General features: G+C 29.4%; 23 protein-coding genes. 12 read left to right on the top strand and 11 right to left on the bottom strand.

Features of this window, described 5'->3' with window-relative positions:
- The 9 genes from EG240_RS10120 to EG240_RS16865 form a co-directional block, all read right to left on the bottom strand.
- Complete coding sequence (locus tag EG240_RS10120) at positions 1 to 381, bottom strand: hypothetical protein (protein ID WP_125019283.1); 381 nt, start codon at positions 379 to 381, stop codon at positions 1 to 3.
- 44 nt (positions 382 to 425) lie between these two features.
- Positions 426 to 1,436 (bottom strand): ATP-dependent Clp protease proteolytic subunit, encoded by a 1,011-nt coding sequence (locus EG240_RS10115; RefSeq protein WP_125019282.1) that lies wholly within the window; start codon positions 1,434 to 1,436, stop codon positions 426 to 428.
- Positions 1,437 to 1,535: 99 nt separating this feature from the next.
- On the bottom strand, positions 1,536 to 1,931 hold the full coding sequence (locus EG240_RS10110) for a hypothetical protein (RefSeq protein WP_125019281.1): 396 nt from the start codon (positions 1,929 to 1,931) through the stop codon (positions 1,536 to 1,538).
- A 39-nt stretch (positions 1,932 to 1,970) separates the two neighbouring features.
- Positions 1,971 to 2,138 (bottom strand): hypothetical protein, encoded by a 168-nt coding sequence (locus EG240_RS16495; RefSeq protein ID WP_158612016.1) that lies wholly within the window; start codon positions 2,136 to 2,138, stop codon positions 1,971 to 1,973.
- Positions 2,139 to 2,162: 24 nt separating this feature from the next.
- Positions 2,163 to 2,666: a hypothetical protein gene (locus tag EG240_RS10105; RefSeq protein ID WP_125019280.1), complete on the bottom strand. Its 504-nt coding sequence runs from the start codon at positions 2,664 to 2,666 to the stop codon at positions 2,163 to 2,165.
- Between the two features lie 10 nt (positions 2,667 to 2,676).
- The gene (locus EG240_RS10100; protein ID WP_125019279.1) at positions 2,677 to 3,144 is read right to left on the bottom strand and encodes a hypothetical protein; all 468 of its coding nucleotides are present in this window, start codon (positions 3,142 to 3,144) and stop codon (positions 2,677 to 2,679) included.
- 392 nt (positions 3,145 to 3,536) lie between these two features.
- Positions 3,537 to 3,929, bottom strand: coding sequence for a hypothetical protein (locus tag EG240_RS10095; protein ID WP_125019278.1), 393 nt, complete (start codon positions 3,927 to 3,929; stop codon positions 3,537 to 3,539).
- Positions 3,930 to 3,982: 53 nt separating this feature from the next.
- Positions 3,983 to 4,525, bottom strand: coding sequence for a DUF695 domain-containing protein (locus EG240_RS16870; RefSeq protein ID WP_235830365.1), 543 nt, complete (start codon positions 4,523 to 4,525; stop codon positions 3,983 to 3,985).
- Positions 4,526 to 4,597: 72 nt separating this feature from the next.
- Positions 4,598 to 5,083: a hypothetical protein gene (locus tag EG240_RS16865; protein WP_235830364.1), complete on the bottom strand. Its 486-nt coding sequence runs from the start codon at positions 5,081 to 5,083 to the stop codon at positions 4,598 to 4,600.
- Between the two features lie 181 nt (positions 5,084 to 5,264).
- Here EG240_RS16865 and EG240_RS10085 point away from each other — a divergent pair, with 181 nt between their 5' ends.
- The 7 genes from EG240_RS10085 to EG240_RS10055 all read left to right on the top strand — a co-directional run bounded on the left by EG240_RS10085 (position 5,265) and on the right by EG240_RS10055 (position 14,017).
- Positions 5,265 to 6,074, top strand: a complete 810-nt coding sequence (locus EG240_RS10085) for a M48 family metallopeptidase (protein ID WP_125019277.1) — start codon at positions 5,265 to 5,267, stop codon at positions 6,072 to 6,074.
- Positions 6,075 to 6,124: 50 nt separating this feature from the next.
- Entirely contained in the window at positions 6,125 to 7,429 is a 1,305-nt protein-coding gene (locus EG240_RS10080; RefSeq protein ID WP_125019276.1) for an MFS transporter, read from the top strand.
- Positions 7,430 to 7,521: 92 nt separating this feature from the next.
- Positions 7,522 to 8,112, top strand: a complete 591-nt coding sequence (locus EG240_RS10075; protein ID WP_125019275.1) for a hypothetical protein — start codon at positions 7,522 to 7,524, stop codon at positions 8,110 to 8,112.
- A 191-nt stretch (positions 8,113 to 8,303) separates the two neighbouring features.
- The gene (lon, locus tag EG240_RS10070; protein WP_125019274.1) at positions 8,304 to 10,757 is read left to right on the top strand and encodes an endopeptidase La; all 2,454 of its coding nucleotides are present in this window, start codon (positions 8,304 to 8,306) and stop codon (positions 10,755 to 10,757) included.
- Positions 10,758 to 10,862: 105 nt separating this feature from the next.
- On the top strand, positions 10,863 to 11,879 hold the full coding sequence (porQ, locus tag EG240_RS10065; RefSeq protein WP_125019273.1) for a type IX secretion system protein PorQ: 1,017 nt from the start codon (positions 10,863 to 10,865) through the stop codon (positions 11,877 to 11,879).
- 24 nt (positions 11,880 to 11,903) lie between these two features.
- Entirely contained in the window at positions 11,904 to 12,593 is a 690-nt protein-coding gene (gene cmk, locus EG240_RS10060; protein ID WP_125019272.1) for a (d)CMP kinase, read from the top strand.
- A gap of 89 nt (positions 12,594 to 12,682) precedes the next feature.
- A complete protein-coding gene (locus tag EG240_RS10055) occupies positions 12,683 to 14,017 on the top strand; it encodes an MFS transporter (RefSeq protein ID WP_125019271.1) in 1,335 nt (444 codons plus the stop codon).
- A gap of 45 nt (positions 14,018 to 14,062) precedes the next feature.
- Here the strand turns inward: EG240_RS10055 and EG240_RS10050 are convergent, their stop codons facing one another.
- On the bottom strand, positions 14,063 to 15,280 hold the full coding sequence (locus EG240_RS10050) for a porin (RefSeq protein ID WP_125019270.1): 1,218 nt from the start codon (positions 15,278 to 15,280) through the stop codon (positions 14,063 to 14,065).
- Between the two features lie 81 nt (positions 15,281 to 15,361).
- Here EG240_RS10050 and prmA point away from each other — a divergent pair, with 81 nt between their 5' ends.
- The 4 genes from prmA to EG240_RS10030 all read left to right on the top strand — a co-directional run bounded on the left by prmA (position 15,362) and on the right by EG240_RS10030 (position 17,668).
- The gene (gene prmA, locus EG240_RS10045) at positions 15,362 to 16,201 is read left to right on the top strand and encodes a 50S ribosomal protein L11 methyltransferase (protein WP_125019269.1); all 840 of its coding nucleotides are present in this window, start codon (positions 15,362 to 15,364) and stop codon (positions 16,199 to 16,201) included.
- A 2-nt stretch (positions 16,202 to 16,203) separates the two neighbouring features.
- A complete protein-coding gene (locus EG240_RS10040; RefSeq protein WP_125019268.1) occupies positions 16,204 to 16,479 on the top strand; it encodes an ATP-dependent Clp protease adaptor ClpS in 276 nt (91 codons plus the stop codon).
- A gap of 126 nt (positions 16,480 to 16,605) precedes the next feature.
- Entirely contained in the window at positions 16,606 to 17,055 is a 450-nt protein-coding gene (locus tag EG240_RS10035; protein ID WP_125019267.1) for a DUF2750 domain-containing protein, read from the top strand.
- A gap of 199 nt (positions 17,056 to 17,254) precedes the next feature.
- Positions 17,255 to 17,668 (top strand): cold-shock protein, encoded by a 414-nt coding sequence (locus EG240_RS10030; protein WP_125019266.1) that lies wholly within the window; start codon positions 17,255 to 17,257, stop codon positions 17,666 to 17,668.
- Positions 17,669 to 17,712: 44 nt separating this feature from the next.
- On the opposite strand, the gene EG240_RS10025 is transcribed toward EG240_RS10030, so the two are convergent.
- Entirely contained in the window at positions 17,713 to 18,423 is a 711-nt protein-coding gene (locus EG240_RS10025; RefSeq protein WP_125019265.1) for a YebC/PmpR family DNA-binding transcriptional regulator, read from the bottom strand.
- Positions 18,424 to 18,504: 81 nt separating this feature from the next.
- On the opposite strand from EG240_RS10025, the gene EG240_RS10020 reads away from it, so the two are divergent.
- Positions 18,505 to 19,155 (top strand): outer membrane beta-barrel protein, encoded by a 651-nt coding sequence (locus EG240_RS10020; protein ID WP_125019264.1) that lies wholly within the window; start codon positions 18,505 to 18,507, stop codon positions 19,153 to 19,155.
- The last annotated feature ends 376 nt before the right edge of the window (positions 19,156 to 19,531 follow it).

Raw genomic sequence — 19,531 nt, 5'->3', positions numbered from 1 at the left:
TTAAATTTGAACATCTAAATTCCAGTCAGTTAGCTTTGTATTAATAATCGAATTCAGGTTATTTATACTTTTTAATTTGTCCTTGAACCAATGATAATCTGCAATATATGTGATTTCGTTTTTATGAAATTGAATTAATTCTTTCCCAAAAGTATTCCATAATGAAACACGTAAAAGATAAAAACCGATTAATCCTGAAATTCCCAAAACAATAAAAATTGTAAATTTAAATTCATTATTATCTAAAAATGTGGAAACGATAACCAATAATGGTATTAGAAAACATAATAAAGTTATTAAATACAAACATATTCGAATGATAAATGGAGCTTTATTTGTTTTTAATATCAATTTCTTGTTTTCAAAAATATATTGTTTCATAATCGTTTTTTTCAATCTTAATCAATTTATTTCTTTAAAAAATGCTATCCAACATAGAAACTTTTCTCTGTAATTTCATTGTTTTCTAGTTCCATTTTTCTCCAACTACTTTCGTCATTCATTGGAACCCAACGTCTTTCTTCAGTTCGGTAATGCCAATCTTTATCTTTCTGATAAAACAATTTTGCATTTGCTCCTTCAATTATTTTTAAGATTTCGTTGTCGTGATAATTTACTTCATCGTAATCTGTATAAGCAAGTTGCGCCATTTCTGAATACAATTGATTCAATTCAAATAATTTTGTATTCACTTCATCAGGAAGTTCTTGAGCATTTAAACCAATTTTTTGAGCTTCAACAATCGTAATCGGATATGAATGCGATGGATATTCAGCATTTAATGTATTACTGATTCTTTCTGCTTCGTTAATATCTTTCATATGATACGAAAGAATATCTGTTGTAAGTTTGATAGAAAGCGAAGTTGCTCGGTCAACCGAACCAATCACCAACGGATGAATGTGATTGTAAATTACCGAGAATGGATTGGTATCATTTTCGTTTTTGTTCGAATCCCAAAGATTTAAAACTCGGCTCAATTCATTTTGGCTTACGCTAACTCTGTTATTGAAATTATCTAACGGCGATAAATGATGCGTAATCGAAGTATCGATTGCAGTTAAATAGGCAAGTGGACCCATCTTAATTGAATCTGCTCCAAGTGCCAACATCGTTGCAGCCGACGCACAATCCAATGGAATGAACGCTACAATTTCTTTGTAATATTTTCGTAATAAATTTACGATTCTTAAAGAAGCTTCACCTGAACCGCCGCTACTTTTGATGAACAAATATAACTTGTCTTTTTTGCGATTGTTTTTTAAGATTTCGTAAAATGCAATAACATCATCACGAACGATTGAACTGTTAACTGAAATCCAATAGCTGATAAAATCGCCATCAATCATTTCTGAAATTGAGTTGATAACGGCTTGAGTTTCGTTAAATAATTTTGGAGGTGTTTTAATTTCTACCTTCTCGTTTGGTTTTTCCATTTGATTTTTTTTGATTAAGGATTGGTTTATAATTAGTTATGAATATACAAAAAAATCGGTTTATTGACTTTTTAGTTCACAAATTTCTTCAACAAGTTTTTATTTCTTATTGATGGCTTCATCAATAAATTGAACAATTTCTTTTACAGAAAGCGTAAAAAATCCTGCTTTACCTTCATCATAAGCTGCTTTCCAATGCGAATATCCACTTTGAAAATCTGGTAATTCGGTTTGATTGTTTTTTAATGAAGTAACGCTTTTAGATAAAACTTCTTCAGAAATGGGAACGTGTCCAATTTCTTCGTTTAAATCACCTGTTTCAATGTTTTTTAATTTTAATCCTAAAATTGCAATATGAATGATGTTGGCTTCAACGTTATCAATTTTTAAAATTTTTAAGGTTGAATTTTCCTCATTCGCTCTTGTTTCGTAATGCCATTCTTGACCAACAATAAAGTCGGTATTAGATGTTTCGTTTTTAAAAAATGGTGTCATATTTTGTTTTTAATTATTTAAAGACTTTGAATAACCAATCTATTTTATGATTTCGAATTTATAGCTCGAAACTTTATATGAATCCAAACTTTTCTCAAGTTCAATTCGGTCTTTTTCTAGTAAAGCTTCATCGGTTTTATCGTCTGAACATCCAAAAGTTAAACAGATGAATAAGATTAGTAAGATTAGTAAGCTTTTGTTTTTCATATAATTTTTATTTTTATGATATTTTTATTTATCATAGTAAGTATAAATTATTAGGGTATTTCCAATTTCAGACGATTTGTAATCTTGCTTAGTATGCGTAATTCTGTTTATATAATATGGCTCAAACTCTTTAAACTTAGCTTTTTGTTTTTCGTCAAAATAGCAAATGTAAACTTGACCATTTGGGTTTGTTTTCTCTTCGGATTCATACATTTCAAATGTTTCAAAGTTGAACTTTCCTAAGTCAACTTCTTTTCTGTAATATTCTCCTTTTGGTGGACGTCGGTCCGAATGTCCTACAAGAATTGTTTCATTTAAACCAGTTAAATCACAATCGTCACATTTTTTGAAAATCCATTTTGTTGCTTTCAAACTATCAATTTCGGTTTTCAATTCAGGATGATTTTTTACGAGTTCTTCAAACGGATTTTGCTTGATTTCAGATTGTAAATCTTTTTGACTAGGAGCTTCTTTCTTATTGCAAGAAATTAAACAAAATAGAAGAATTGTTGTGAATATAAATTTCATATCAAATAGTTTACATTGAAAATAAATTGAATTTTGTTTTAACAGCTTTTGGATTTACTTGATTCATTCGTTCAATGAATTCGAGAAAATTTTTATTCCAAATGGTATAATTATGTGCAAATTTGAAAATGATTTCAGGCTCGTTTTCACGATTAATTTTGATTTGCCAAATTTTACGATTTTTGTTTATTGTTGAAGTTGTACTTAATTCAGTAATTTCAGATAATTTGGATACAGCTTTTTCGTATTGTTTATTAACAGCAACCAATTCGTCATTGTTATAAAATAAATTTTCATCACTGATTATTTTATTTTCAATTCCGAATAAAAAAGGTCTGGTAGTGATTTCTTTTAAATTTTGCGTATTTATTGTTGCCGTATCTGAAAATATTAGGTGATTATTTTGAGGTTTAGATTTTATACTTTTTTTGAAAACAAAAACAATCATAAATACAATAAAAGCAAAAGAAACGGGCATTACTGTTGCTATAAATAAATTTACATTATCATAAAATGCAAATATTAATGTAAGAATTACTAGTAAATATATCGAAGAGTAAACAAGTGTTTTTTTTTATCATTTTATAAGTTATAATTGGTTTTTATGTTATAAAAATAATAAAAAATTAACAATAGTTGTATTTATAAGTTAAAATATTAAAAAAAATAATTTATAGTATTTTTTGTTTTTTAATATTAAGAATTGAAATGTCAAAATTTATTTTTTTATCTCTTTTCTTATTTTCCTAATTGCTTTTTTGTATTCCTTATTATAATTGCTTTCTTCGGTCATATCATCTTCTGCAAAAAGACCAAAATCAAAAACAGTATCTCTCTGAATTTTATAAAAACCGGACCAGTTTTTACCACTCACAACATAGTTAGAAAAATGTCATATTCTGCAATATATCTTGGATTGTGAATTTCTTCAAATCCTTTAATTCTTTTAAAAGAATCATTCAAAGTGTCAACTAAAAACAATGTGAAACTTTCGTTACTTCTAGCGCTACTTGAATAATGAACTAAAATATCGTCGATTAAATCTCCATTAAAATCTTCGAATAAAATATTAGTTGGATGTGTATTATAAATACTATCTTCAAATACCATTTTGTTGTTTTTATAAATTTTTAAAATGGTATTTGAAGAAGCTTCTAAATCATTAATTTTCGATAAAGAAATTTTGTATTTTTTGTTCGTATATAAAGTTTCAAATTGATTGTCAATTCTTTTATTTTCAAGAGGTATATTAATCTGTTTCAAATGTGATTTTGAAAAGATTAATGTAAAAACGAAACAAAATAGGAAAGTCTTCATTAGTTGGTTTTGTATTGTTCTAATGAACGCCAATATTTATCTTTATAAATATCAAAAGAAACCTCTAATTTATCGGCAAATTCTTTAAGTAAATTATTTAAAACTTTTGAAGGTTTTCTAAAATCATTACAAGCAAAAAAGACAAATCGTTCGCTATCTGCAGTTTCTCTTCCAACATTTAGATAACCTTCGTAATCTTTAAGTTCTTCGCTTATTTTATCTTCGAAAAGATCCATTAATTGATACGTTTCTTCATCCGGAAAGCCATTGTTTTCAGAACCATCATATTTGATTTTTATTTTTAAAATCCAAGGATGTGAAGCTTTACTATCCCAGTTTAATAAAGTTGAATTTACTATTGCAATCAAAGGTAAATCATTTTCTAAGGTAGCTTTTAAACTTGTGTAATTATCGTTTTCTGTATTGTAACGAATGCCGTGATATTTTTCGATGAATTCTTTTTCTCTCCAAATCAAATAATCTTTTAATTTTTCGATTGGAATAAGTTCTTTTTCGGCATTTTCCTTAGAAGTTACGGTCATGTAATCTATGGTTGTAACTGAGTTCAATTCGCCTAAAAAATTATCTAAAAAAATAAAAGTTCCATTTCCAATTTATCTTTCATCTTCTTCTTTAAAATTCGAATGAACTACGATTAATTCTACTTCGTCTGGATAATTTGGATGTTCGATTGGATAGAAAGAAAGAGTTTCGCTGTCAAACGTGTAATCTCCCATTTTGATTCCAATGTTTTTGATATCATTTGGTTGTTTAAGAGCAGTAAATTTCCAATTTTGTAATTCTGGAGCCATCTTTATAAGGTCTTCAACAAAAACAAAATTCTTTAAAACACCATCAGGTGTTAAAATCAATTCGGCTGTATTTTCGTTGTACATTCCAGTTAAAAAATAAATTCCTTCATTGATTTTATCGAGTTCAGGCGACATCACATCAAAAAAATCTGCTTCTATGTTTTCTCGAGATTTTACAGTGTTAAAAAAAGCAGATTCATGAGTTTTGAACCAATTCCAAAAGTTTTCATATACTTGAATGTCATCTAACTTTTGGTTTTCATTTAATAAGTTTTTTAAAATATCCATTTTATAATTTTTTTGGTTGTTTCTGGTTATGTGGGTAAAAATAACAAAAAAAACTTTTTTATTTACAATGGTTTTTTGTTTTAATTTAATTAAATGGATTTTTTTAATTTATATTTTATTCGGGAAATATATTTTTTAAATATTGATTTAATTCATTTAAATTTGATATAAAATTGAAATTATGAAAAATTATAAAATTGCTCTAATGTTATTCGTTGGAGCACTGATGATTGGATGTGCAACAAATCCGTTTACGGGTAAAAAAACGATGGCTCTTGTTGGAAATAACGAATTATTTGCCTCTTCATTTCAGCAATATGGATCGTTTATCAAAGAAAACAAAGTAGTTACTGGAACTGCTGATGCTCAATTGGTAAATAAGGTTGGTGAAAAAATCAAAAAAGCAGCTGAAACTTATTTGAAAGCAAATGGTTATTCAGATTATTTGAAAGATTATAAATGGGAATATAAGCTGGTTCAAGATAAAGCTGCAAATGCTTGGTGTATGCCAGGTGGAAAAATTGTTGTTTATACTGGTATTTTACCAATCACAAAAAATGAAGCTGGTTTGGCGACAGTTATGGGACATGAAGTAGCTCACGCATTGGCAAATCATGGTCAACAACGAATGAGTGCAAATGTTCTACAACAACTTGGTGCAGCTGGAGTTGGTGTTGCTACAAGTGGTAAAAGTGCAGAAACACAACAATTAGCAATGGCTGCTTACGGTGGAGGTTCTAATGTAATTGGGGTTTTGCCTTTCAGTAGAAAACACGAAACCGAAGCTGATGATATTGGATTAGTTTTAATGGCTATTGCAGGTTATAATCCATCAGATGCTTTAGCATTTTGGCAACGTATGGCAAAACAGGGAGGAAGTTCGCAACCTGAATTTTTAAGTACACATCCAAGTAATTCAACACGTATTGAAAATCTTAATACAAGGATTCCTGAAGCAAAAAGGGAAGCTGCGAAATACGGAAAAAAATAATATATATATTTGAGCAGTCAATATTTTAGACTGCTTTTTAATTTTATGATATGAAAGAATTTATAAAAGGAGATAAAAAAACATTAAATGCTTGGGCGTTTTACGATTGGGCAAATTCAGTTTACGCATTGGTTATTTCATCTTCGATTTTCCCTTTGTTTTATGGAGCTTTGTTCCGAATAAAAGGTTTGAATACAGCGTCTTTTTTTGGAATTGAAACACCAAGTGAATCCATAATTAGTTATGTAACCGCAATTGGTTTCTTGTTTGTAGCTTTTGCTTCACCTGTACTTTCTGGTGTTGCGGATTATTTAGGAAACAAAAAGTTTTTCTTGAAATTGTTTTGTACCATTGGTTCGCTTTCATGTATGGCTTTGTATTTTTTTGATTTAGAAAGTCTAGCATTAGGTTTGTTTTTCTACACAACTGCGTTAGTCGGATTTTGGGGAAGTTTAGTTTTTTATAATTCCTATTTACCTGATTTAGCATTTCCAGAACAACAAGATGCAATTAGTGCCAAAGGTTATTCGTTGGGATATATTGGTAGTGTGATTTTGCTTTTGATAAATTTAGCCATGTTGATGAAATATGAAATATTCGGTTTTGAAAACGAACTTGAAGCTATGCGTGTTTCCTTTTTATTAGTTGGTATTTGGTGGTTGGGATTCAGTCAAATTACCTACAGATATTTGCCCGATTTCAGAAATGATAAAAAAATTGAACGTCATATTTTCTTTTCAGGAATTAAAGAATTGAAAAAAGTATTTCACAAATTAGCAGATTATCCAGCTCTTAAGCGTTATTTGACTGCATTTTTTGTTTATAGTATGGCAGTGCAAACGGTAATGATTATTGCAGCCTATTTTGGAGAAAAAGAAGTGCTTTGGGAATCTGATGAGCAACGAACAAGCGGATTGATTATTAGTATTTTATTGATTCAATTAATTGCTGTTGTTGGAGCAATTTTGACATCGAAAATATCTGCAAAATTCGGAAACGTAAATACATTAATTGCTATTAATATATTTTGGATTTTGATTTGTATTTATGCATATACAGTTCAAACTCCTGTACAATTTTATATCGCAGCTTCATTTGTAGGCTTGGTTATGGGAGGAATTCAGTCGCTTTCTCGTTCAACTTATTCTAAAATGTTACCCGAAAATATTGACACAACGTCATTATTTAGTTTTTACGATGTAACCGAAAAAATTGGAATTGTAATCGGAATGTTAATGTATGGTTTGGTAACTCAAATCACAGGAAAAGTTCAAAATGCTATTTTGTTTTTGGTTATCTTTTTTATTGTCGGAGTCTTTTTGCTTTTCAATTTAAAAAAAGTAACAAAAATTTAATTTTAAAAAAATATTATATTTCAATTACAAAAAAATAGAATTTGTAAAATAAAATTCTATATTTGAAAAAAATAACATCCCATTCTATAATTATGAAAAGATTAAAACAATTATCGTTAATTTTGTTTATTTCAGTTGGATTGTTCTCTTGCGAAGCTGAAAAAGCAGATGCAGACATTACAAATGAATTTTTAACAGGTAAGCAAATTTTTAGATGCGACGTAGATGGTAAAACAAGAGTGACAGATAGTGTTGTTGTATCTTATAATGGCGTTAATGTTTCTATAACAGCTTATTTATTAAGTAGAGATACTCTTGAAAGTCAAAAATTTAGATATGATACTTTTACTATAAACTTTAGTAAATTAGGAACAGGAAATTATATTTCATCTCTTGGAAATGTTGTTGTAGATGAGACATTGGGAATATCTAATGCTACTTATAAACAGTCAGGTAAGTCTTGGGTATATTCAACTGATAATTTAGATTTAGATCCTGTTAATACACCAAGTGTTAACTTACAAACAGGTAATTTAATAATTTCAGATATAAACGATAAAGCTAAATACTTTGGTGGTGAATTTGAGTACGATATTTATCCTCCAAAAAGAGAAAATCCGAATAATACAGTTGCTCCAGTGAGAATCAGAAATGGTGCATTCCAATACTTAAAATACAATTAATATATTTTTATGATATGTTATAAATCCCGATTTTTTTCGGGATTTTTTTTATGGCATAAAGATTGACTTTATACTATTAAATACTTAGAATTTTTATTGTAAAGAATTAAAAATAAAGTTGTTACATTTTTTTATTGTGTTTGTTTTACAAATGTTTAAATAAAATGTGACAATTTGTCTTGAAATATATTATGTCAAACGAAAAAATAGTTACTATAGACAATCTGTCATTCCAAGAGTTGGATACAAATTCAGAAATCATTCCGCTTTTATCTACTGAAGATGAAATGGAAATGCATAAAGAAAATTTACCTGAAGATTTAGCCATTCTTCCTCTTAGAAATATGGTTTTATTTCCTGGTGTAGTTTTGCCTATAACAGCTGGTCGTGATAAATCAATTCATTTATTGAAAGAAGCAAACGAATTAGGTAAACCTGTTGGTGTTGTTTCTCAAATTAATGAAAACACGGAAGATCCAAATATAAATGATGTTCATAAAATTGGAACGGTTGCTAAAATTTTAAAAATTTTAAACCTTCCTGATGGAAATATTACGGTAATTCTTCAAGGTAAAAAACGTTTCGAAATTGCTGAATTATCTCAATCAGAACCTTATTTAAAAGCGATTGTAAAAGAAGTTGAAGAAGTAAGACCAGAAGCTGACGATGCTGAATTCAAAGCAATTGTCGAATCGGTTAAAGAAACTTCTTATGAAATGATTAAGGAAAATCCGAATATTCCTTCAGAAGCTTCTTTCGCAATTAAAAACATTGAAAGTGATTCTTTCTTAATCAATTTTGTTGGTTCAAATTTGAATTTAACGGTTCAAGATAAACAAGCGATTCTTGAAATCAACGATTTAAAAGAACGTGCATTGGAAACGTTACGAAAGATGAATGTTGAACTTCAAAAATTAAATTTGAAGAATGATATTCAAAACAAAGTTCGTGTCGATTTAGATCAACAACAAAAAGAATATTTTTTAAACCAACAAATCAAAACCATTCAAGAAGAACTTGGAGGTGTTTCGCATGAGCAAGAGTTTGAAGAATTAAAGCAAAAAGCAAAAGCTAAGAAATGGGATAAAAAAGTAAAAGAACATTTCGATAAAGAATTGGCTAAAATGCAACGAATGAATCCGCAAGTTGCAGAGTTTTCTATTCAAAGAAATTATCTTGAATTGCTTTTAGAATTACCTTGGAATGAATATACAAAAGATATTTTTGATTTAAAAAATGCGCAAAAAATCCTAGATAAAGATCATTACGGATTGGAAGATGTAAAAAAACGCATCATCGAACATATGGCGGTTCTTAAATTAAGAAACGATATGAAAGCTCCAATTCTTTGTTTATACGGACCTCCAGGTGTTGGTAAAACTTCGATTGGAAAATCTATTGCAAAAGCTTTAGGTCGTGAATATGTTCGTATTTCTTTGGGTGGTTTACGTGATGAAGCTGAAATTCGTGGACATAGAAAAACATATATTGGTGCAATGCCTGGTCGAATTATTCAATCGATAAAAAAAGCAAAATCAGCAAATCCTGTTTTCTTGTTAGATGAAATTGATAAATTATCAACTTCACATAATGGCGATCCATCTTCTGCAATGTTAGAAGTTTTAGATCCAGAACAAAATTCAGATTTCTATGATAATTTCTTAGAAATGGGATTTGATCTGTCTAAAGTGATGTTTATTGCAACTTCAAATAGTTTAAATTCTATTCAGCCTGCGCTTTTAGATCGTATGGAAATTCTAGAAATGAATGGTTATACCATTGAAGAAAAAGTTGAAATCGGACGTCAACATTTACTTCCAAAGCAGTTGAAAGAACATGGAGTTGATGCTAAAACTTTTTCGATCGGTAAAAAGCAAATGGAATTCATCATTACGAATTATACACGTGAATCTGGAGTTCGTAATTTAGATAAGCAAATTGCAAATGTTGTTCGTTTTGTTGCAAAATCTATTGTTTTAGAAGAGTCGTTCAATGAGAAATTGACAAACGAAGATATTATCGAAATTTTAGGAGTTCCTCGATTTGAACGTGATAAATACGAAAATAACGATACGGCTGGTGTGGTTACAGGTTTAGCTTGGACACGAGTTGGTGGAGATATTTTATATATCGAATCGATTATTTCTAAAGGAAAAGGTGGATTAACTATGACTGGAAATTTAGGTACAGTTATGAAAGAATCTGCAACAATTGCATTAGAATATATCAAAGCTAATGCTGTTGAACTAGGGCTTAAAGAAGAGATTTTTGAAAACTATAAAATTCACGTTCACGTTCCGGAAGGCGCAACTCCAAAAGATGGACCATCGGCTGGTATTGCAATGCTAACTTCTATGATTTCAAGTTTTACGCAACGAAAAGTTAAGAAAAACTTAGCGATGACAGGTGAAATAACATTAAGAGGAAAAGTACTTCCTGTCGGTGGAATAAAAGAAAAAATCTTAGCAGCAAAACGTGCAAATATTAAAGAAATTATTCTTTGTAAAGATAATCGTAGAGATGTTGAGCAAATTAAACCAGATTATTTAACTGGATTAACTTTTCATTATGTCGATAGAATGAGCGAAGTTTTAGAACTTGCTTTGACTGAACAAAAAGTAAAAAACGCTAAAAAGTTAGATTAATTTCAAAAGTTGAAAAACAAATTAAAGCACGCAAAATTTCTGTGTGCTTTTTTGTTTCATTACAATAATATTATTGATATATTCGTTAAAGTTAAAAACGAGTAAATGAACAAAAAAATATTTACAGTAATCGGTTTACTTTTAGGGCAATTTGTATTTGCTCAATTAGGTGGTAGAGAAACATATCAGTTTTTAAATCTTCCAATTTCTCCTTCTCAAGCTGCATTGGGAGGAAAAAATGTTACTGTTTATAATTACGATGTAAATCAAGCTTTCATGAATCCAGCTTCGATTAATGAAGCAATGGATAATAATGTTTCTTTGAATTTCTCCAAATATTATGGCGATTTGAATTACGGAACGATGGCTTATTCTAAAAAGTTTAAAAATAATCGTCAATTTCAAATCGGAGTTCAATATTTGAATTATGGTTCAATGGATGGGTATGATGAAAATGGTTTTGAAACTGGGAGTTTTACAGGGAACGAAGTTGCTGTTTCTGTTGGATATTCGCATCATATAACAGGTACAAATTTTTATGTAGGTTCAAATTTAAAAGTAATTTCTTCAAAACTTGAAAGTTACGGTTCATTTGCTGCTGGTTTTGATTTCGGTGGAATGTACGTAAATCCAGAAACAGGTTTTAATGCAGGTTTAACTCTAAGAAATGTCGGAACTCAACTTGATTCGTATCATAAAGTGAATGAAAATTTACCATTTGAAATTACAGCTGGTATTTCCAAAAGACTTGAAAATGTACCAGTTCGTTGGCATTTAACATTAGAAAATTTACAAAAATGGAATGTAGGTTTTTCAAATCCAAATAGAGGAGATGTTGGGTTAGACGGGCAAGTTACTGAAGAAAAAGTAAGTTTTTTTAATAACGCAATGCGACACGTGATTATTGGAGCAGAACTTTTTCCAGAAAAGAAATTCAATATTCGTTTAGCTTATAATTTTAGAAAAGGTTATGAGATGAAAGTATTGGAACAAAAAAACTTTTCAGGATTTAGTGCTGGATTCGGATTTCGTTACAACCGTTTAAGATTTGACTATTCATATTCAAGATTTACTTTGGCCGCAAACACAAGTATGTTTGGATTATCACTAAATCTGAAATAAATTTGCAGTATTAAAACATAAGATTTGAAAAAAATAACCATTGCTATCGACGGTCATTCTTCTACCGGGAAAAGTACTTTAGCAAAACAATTAGCAAAATATTTAGGATACGTATATGTTGATACTGGTGCAATGTACCGAGCAGTTACGTATTTCTCAATGCAAAATAACATCATTTCGAATACGTATTTTGACATTGAAAAATTAAAAAACGAACTAAAAAATATCAATTTACAATTTGTCTTTAATTCTGATTTAGGCTTTGCCGAAATTTATTTGAACGATGTAAATGTTGAAAATGAAATTAGAAAAATTGAAGTTTCTAATTTGGTAAGTAAAATTGCAGAAATTTCTGAAGTTCGAACTAAATTGGTTGAACAACAAAAAGCATTCGGTAAAGATAAAGGCGTTGTAATGGATGGACGAGATATTGGAACCGTTGTATTTACTGATGCAGAATTAAAATTATTTATGACAGCTTCTGCTGAAATTCGTGCCCAACGTCGATTTGAAGAATTAACATCAAAAGGAGATTCGGTTTCCTATGAAGAAGTTTTGAAAAATGTCGTTGAACGAGACGAAATTGATTCAAACCGAAAAGATTCTCCATTAATAAAAGCAGTTGATGCAATTGAAATTGATAATTCTCATCTAAATAGAGAAGAACAATTCGAAAAAGTTATCAAATTAGTAAACGAGATAGTTAAAAATTAAAAGAAGGATGTATTCCTTCTTTTTTTGTTTGTCAACTAATATTTAAATGGTAATTTTACGAACTATTTTAATTTTATTTAGTTTAAGAAATGAGTTTAAAACTTCGTTTAACTATAATGAGCTTTCTGCAATTTGCAGTTTGGGGAGCTTATTTAACTTCAATGGGAAATTATTTAGCTTCTATTGGATTAGCTCCGAAAATTGGATTGTTTTATGCCATGCAAGGTATTGTTTCTATATTTATGCCTGCAGTTATGGGAATTATCGCAGATAGATGGATTCCTGCTCAACGCTTACTTGGATATTGCCATGGTTTAGGAGCAATTTTTATTATTGCAGCTGGTTATTATGGATATTCTGCTGGTGAATCAGCTGAATTTGCAACCTTGTTTTTATTGTATTCTTTAAGTGTTGCTTTTTTTATGCCAACAATTGCTTTGTCAAATTCTGTTGCTTATACGGTTTTGACAAACAATAATTACGATACGATTAAAGCGTTCCCGCCAATTAGAACATTAGGAACTGTTGGATTTATTTGTGCGATGTTATTCGTAAATTTCGCAGGTTTCAAGGATGGAGTTTTTATGTTAAATTTTGGTAGTGATGAAAACTTTTTCAGTTTCCAAAACGGCTATGAACAGTTTTATGTTTCTGGAGTTTTAGGAATAATTTTATTCTTGTTTTCATTCCTTTTACCGAATTGTGAAGTTAATAAATCAGAAGGAAAAATTTCAATGTCAGATGCACTTGGTTTAAAAGCTTTCGCTTTATTTAAACAGAGAAAGATGGCAATTTTCTTTATTTTCTCAATGTTATTAGGTGTTTCTCTTCAAATTACAAATGGTTATGCAAACCCGTTTATTTCAAGTTTTAACGAAATGCCTGAATATTTAAATAGTTGGGGTGCAAATAACGCAAATGCTTTAATTTCATTATCTCAAGTTTCAGAAACCTTATGTATCTTATTGATTCCATTCTTCTTGAAAAAGTTCGGTATCAAAAAAGTGATGTTATTGGCAATGTTAGCTTGGGTTTTACGTTTCGGATTATTTGCTGTCGGAAATCCAGGAACGGGAGTTTGGATGTTTGTAGTTTCAATGATTGTTTATGGAATTGCATTTGACTTCTTCAACGTTTCAGGTTCATTATTTGTAGATAAAGAAACAGATAAAAAATTACGTTCATCGGCTCAAGGTGTTTTTATGATGATGACAAATGGTTTCGGAGCTACAATTGGTATGATAGCTGCTCAGTATGTCGTTAATCATTATGTTTATAGTCATACCGATGTGGTTCAACAATTAGAAGGTTGGAGAACGTCTTGGTTTATTTTCGCAGGTTATGCTTTAGTGGTTACCATTTTATTTGCAATCTTGTTTAAATACAAACACAATCCAAAAGATGTAGAGAATATTTCTCATTAAGATATAAAACAAAAAAATCGGCAACTGCCGATTTTTTTTGTTTTATTAAATTCCCATTTCTATTTGAAAACGGAAGTACCAATTGTTTTTTGTTGAAGTATCGTGGAAATGTAATCTGTCGTAACTAACTTCTCCTTGTATTTTAAAAGCGTGTTCCCAGATATATTTTGTAACACCTAAACTATATTGTTTTGTATTTGGAACATTTAATTTATAAATCTCACCATTTACGTTTTGTCTAGAATATCTTCCAATAACTTCCCATTTTGATGGAAATGTATAACTCAATTGGTAATCATTTCCTTCACCGGCATAAACATAAGAAGTTTCTAAAATACCTTCACTATTTGTTTCTGTTGTTAATGGATTTGATGTTGTTCTATTTAAATAGGAGAACATACCTGACCAACCTTGATATTTTAAAATCGCATCTACAAAAACATTCTTCAGAGTTCGAGCTTCAAATAAAGCTTTACCTTGTTGTCCGCGTTCGTTCCAACTTCCGTTATTTTGATGAAAAACTCCCGAAACCATTAATTTTGGTGTTTTCTCACGAGCTAAATCTCCTTCGAAGTAATCTCCTCCTTTCGTAAAAGTACCAAAAGGTAGAAGTTCTAATTTACCAGTTAAAGCTACATTTGTATCTTTTTCAGTAGTATTTCTTCCATTTCCTGTCGAAACAGCAGTTTTTATATTGTAAGAAAACTTATCTTTTTTCTCATTTAAATAATAAACTTGAAAACCAAAATCACGATCGATATTAAAGCTTGCATTGTTAATTGAACGATCTGTAAGTTGTAAAGCTCCTGACGAATTTACACGTTGTCTATTTCCAGGAAGTTTCGTTTGTCCAAAAATAAAGTTCCAGTTTTTATTTGGTTTATATGTTATAGATGCATCTCGAATGATGTTTAAGTTTTTCCCTTCTTCGATAGAACCTACATCTCCAGGAGCAAATGACAACTGAATCGCATACTGAAATTGAGGATTTCCAACGTAACCATCAAAGCGAAGTCTTAAACGTCTAATTTGAGCATCGTAGCTTCCTTCTTCTCCTTCGTTCTCATAGAAAGTTACTCGATTTTGCATTCTAAATCGAATATTAAATTGAAAAAGACTGTCTGCAGAAGTCATACCTAAACCTTTACCATAATTGTAATATGGTAAAGAAGCTAGCTTAAATTCATCTTCGCCTGTTGACTTTACTTGAGCATACGTCTGACTTGCTAAAGCAAATAATAACAATAAAATAACTTTTTTCATCACATTTATTAATATATGTCGCAAAACTATGATTATTTTTGTACCCACTAATTTAAGTAATATTATCAAAACGTTAAGAAAATGGAACCAAAATATATCGCATATCATTTCACAGTTGAACCTAAAGAGGTTGGAGTAGAAATTTTACTTGCCGAATTAGGCGAAAAAGCATTTGAAAGCTTTATCGAAACAGAAGAAGGCTTATCTGCTTTTGTGCAAGAATCACTTTGGTCAGAAGATATTCTGGAAGATATTTATATTTTGGATTCTGAAGAGTTCAAGATTACTTTCACAAAAGAAGAAATTGAACAAGTGAATTGGAATGAAGAATGGGAGAAAAATTTTGATCCAATTGATGTTGACGGAATTTGTTATGTTCGCGCACCATTTCACGAAACGAAAAACGCCGAATATGAAATTGTCATCGAACCTAAAATGAGTTTCGGAACCGGTCATCACGAAACAACATATATGATGATGAAACATCTTTTAGCAATGGATGTTAAAGATATGGAAGTTTTAGATATGGGTTGTGGAACGGCTATTTTGGCAATTTTAGCATTAATGAAAGGTGCAAAACACGCTGATGCAATTGATATTGATAATTGGTGTTATTTAAATTCGATCGAAAACGGCGAACGTAATAACATTACAAATATGGATGTTTTTGAAGGTGATGCGTCAATTTTGACTACAGAACCGAAATATGATTTAGTAATTGCTAATATCAATAGAAACATTTTGTTAGAAGATATGCACGCTTACGTGAAAACGATGAAAGCAAATGCGACTATTTTGTTTAGTGGTTTTTATACAGAAGATATTCCTTTTATTCAAACGGAAGCTGAAAAATTAGGTTTAGAATATATTTCTCAGTTAGAACGTAATAATTGGGTTTCTTTAAAATTCATAAAAAAATAAAAATGAGTACAAAAGAAGAAGTATTAGAAGAAGTTTCTGTTGAAGAGTTGTTAGGTAATAATAACGAAATTATTTTATTTAACGATGATGTAAATACTTTTGATCACGTAATTGAAACTTTAATTCGGGTTTGTAATCACGAAGCTTTACAAGCAGAACAATGTGCTTTATTAGTTCATTATAAAGGAAAATGTACCGTAAAAACCGGAAGTATGAAAGAATTGGTACCTATGTGTTCTGCACTTTTGGATGCTGGTTTGAGTGCCGAGATTCAATAATTTTTTGAATTAGATTTTTTCTCTAGTTTGTAAATGATAAATCAAATCTTTTCTTCTTTATCACGGTTTCAATGATAAAATTTGAATGATAAAGGTTATCTTTGCAATTAATTAATTACGATAAATATGAATGAGCAACAACCAAATTTGATTTTAGAAAATTTTGTAAACAAAATATGTGAAGATGGTGTTGTTTATAGTATGGAAAGCAAAGATGCTTTCGCTTTATGCGGTTCTAATCAGTTTACAAATGAATCGGGAGAGCCAGTAACCGTTTTTTGTTTTTGGAGTGAAGAAAATTTAGCTAAATCTTGTTGTGTTGAAGATTGGTCTAATTTTAAGGTTCAAGAAGTTCAAATTGCATCTTTTCTTGAAGATTGGTGCGTTGGAATTTATAACGACAGCTTTTTAGTAGGATTAGATTTCAATGCTCAAATGATAGGTTTGGAAATTGACCCAATCGATTTGATTTTAGCTATCACTAAAAAATTAAAATCAAAAAAAATAGATTTAGAATTTGAACATTTTAAAAATATACAAGACATCGAAAATCAAATTAAAAAAATGTTTGGTTAATATAAAATATTGAGCTTCATAGGAATATGAAGCTTTTTTTGTTTTAAAAATTCAATTTTTAACTTACTCGAATACTTATAATAGAAATTAGTAATTTTTACGTAACTTTGCATAAAGTCTTCTTATAGTTCTTCCTGAAAAAATCTTCTAGTTTTCCTACATCCGACTTCATACTATCGAATAATTTTAAAAATAAAATATGTCAAAAAATCAACAAACTTTTCGTAAATCTGAGATAGCCAAAGGCAAAATGAAAAAAAAGCAAGATAAGGTTAAGAAAAAAGAAGAGCGAAAAGATAATAATAATAAAGGAAAATCATTAGAAGAACAATTTGTTTATGTTGATTTTTTAGGTCGTTTAACTAGTACTCCTCCAGAAAAACAACGTGATATTAATACAAGTAGAGGAGATGAAAGTGATTTCGTTTCTGGGAAAGTAAAGTTTATGGATGATGCTAAAAAATTCGGATTTATATCAATAACTACTTCAGGAGAAGATGTTTATTTCAGATATGACGATTTAAGTAAGCCTGTAAAAAAAGACGAAGTAATTCTTTTCAAATATAAAAAAGCTTCAAGAGGTTTAACATTAACCGAAATGATGTCTATATAATTAAAAAAAATCCGACAATTGTCGGATTTTTTTATGTTTTAAAATTAAGCCATTGTATGAAAAACGTTTTGAACGTCATCATCTTCCTCAATTTTTTCTAATAATTTTTCAACATCTGCAATTTGCTCTTCCGTTAATTCTTTTGTAACCTGCGGAATACGGTCAAAACCAGATGATAAAATTTCTAATTTTCTTTCTTCTAATTCTTTTTGAATTGAACCAAAACTATTGAAAGGACCGTAAATCATAATTCCATCTTCATCCTCGAAAACTTCATCAACTCCTAAATCAATTAATTCTAATTCAAATTCTTCTAAATCTAAACCTTCGATTTTTGCTAAACGGAAATTACAAGTGTGGTCAAACATGAATTCAACAGAACCTTGAGTTCCCATTGTTCCATTACATTTGTTAAAATACGAACGAATATTAGCTACAGTTCTGTTGTTATTGTCAGTTGCAGTTTCAATAAGTAAAGCAATTCCGTGAGGTGCATAGCCTTCAAAAAGAACTTCTTTATAGTTAGCTGTATCTTTATCAGAAGCTTTTTTAATTGCACGTTCTACGTTTTCTTTTGGCATATTAGCTGCTTTCGCATTCTGAATAACAGCTCGCAAACGTGAATTACTTTCTGGGTGAGGTCCGCCTTCTTTAACAGCAATAACAATGTCTTTACCAATTCGTGTAAACGTTTTAGCCATTGCAGACCAACGTTTCATTTTTCTAGCCTTTCTAAATTCAAACGCTCTTCCCATTTCTGTTTTTTTATTTTATATTTGACAAAATTAACAAAAGGTTTTTTTCTAAAAAAAAAATCACCAACTATTTTATTAATTATGAACAAAAAAATTATAGTCATTTCTTTATTAGCAACTTTTGCTACTAAAGCACAAATCAAAAAAAAAAACGATATTGAATTATCTGCTTCTTTAGGATTAGCGAGTTCAAATTATTACGGTGATATTTCATTACACAATAACCAATCAATCTATACTCCAACTTATGGTGTTCGTGCAGATTTTTATAGTAATAACCGTTGGAGTTTTTTATTAGGTTTAGAATATAGAACTTTCGGTTCTAAAATAAAAAGTGAACATTTCGTGAATGGCTATATTTATAGCAATTCTATAACAGAAAAATTAAATTATATTCATATTCCTTTTAATGCTAATTGGCATTTTGGTAGTGATAGAAATTGGAATTTAAATTTCGGACCTGTACTTTCTTATCTTCAAGCTGTTTCAATTAATAAACAAAAAAGCGACATGACAGGAATACGTGATACTCAAGTTGGTTTTGGTTTTGGAATTGGTTATAAATTCAAAATTACAGAGCAAATTTCTTTAGGAATTGAACATCAAGAATATATTAGTTTTTTTAGTAATATTCACAAAACACAATACACACCTTTTATTGGAAATGTTGGAGGTAGTTTCAATGTTCGTTTTATTTATAATTTAGGAAGTAAAAAATTACATCAAGAATAGAAAAAAATGTATTACATTAAAAAAAGCAATACAACAGAGAATGTCAAATTTATTAAAGAATAATTATAACTTATTTTTCTTAATATTATTACTATTCATTACGATCATAATTCCTCAAACAATGTTGGTTTATCCAGTATTCGTGGCTTATTGTTTTCCTATAAAGTATTATGATGGAATTAGAAAATACCTAAATGTTTCGCTCAATATTCTTTTAGTTTATTTAATCTTGATTTTGGATTTTTGGTTCTTAAGTTTTGATATATTATCAAAAAGTAAGCTGATTTATCTTTTAAAGAAATTTGATTTGATAGATTTTTATATGTTTTTTCTTTGTGTCATTTTTGATACTGTTGGTTTTTAAATATTTCTATAA

The sequence above is a fragment of the Paenimyroides tangerinum genome (genome assembly GCF_003865405.1).
Lineage (GTDB): Bacteria > Bacteroidota > Bacteroidia > Flavobacteriales > Flavobacteriaceae > Flavobacterium > Flavobacterium tangerinum.
Note: the sequence above shows the minus strand (reverse complement) of the source record. Positions and strands in the feature narration are given on the sequence as shown.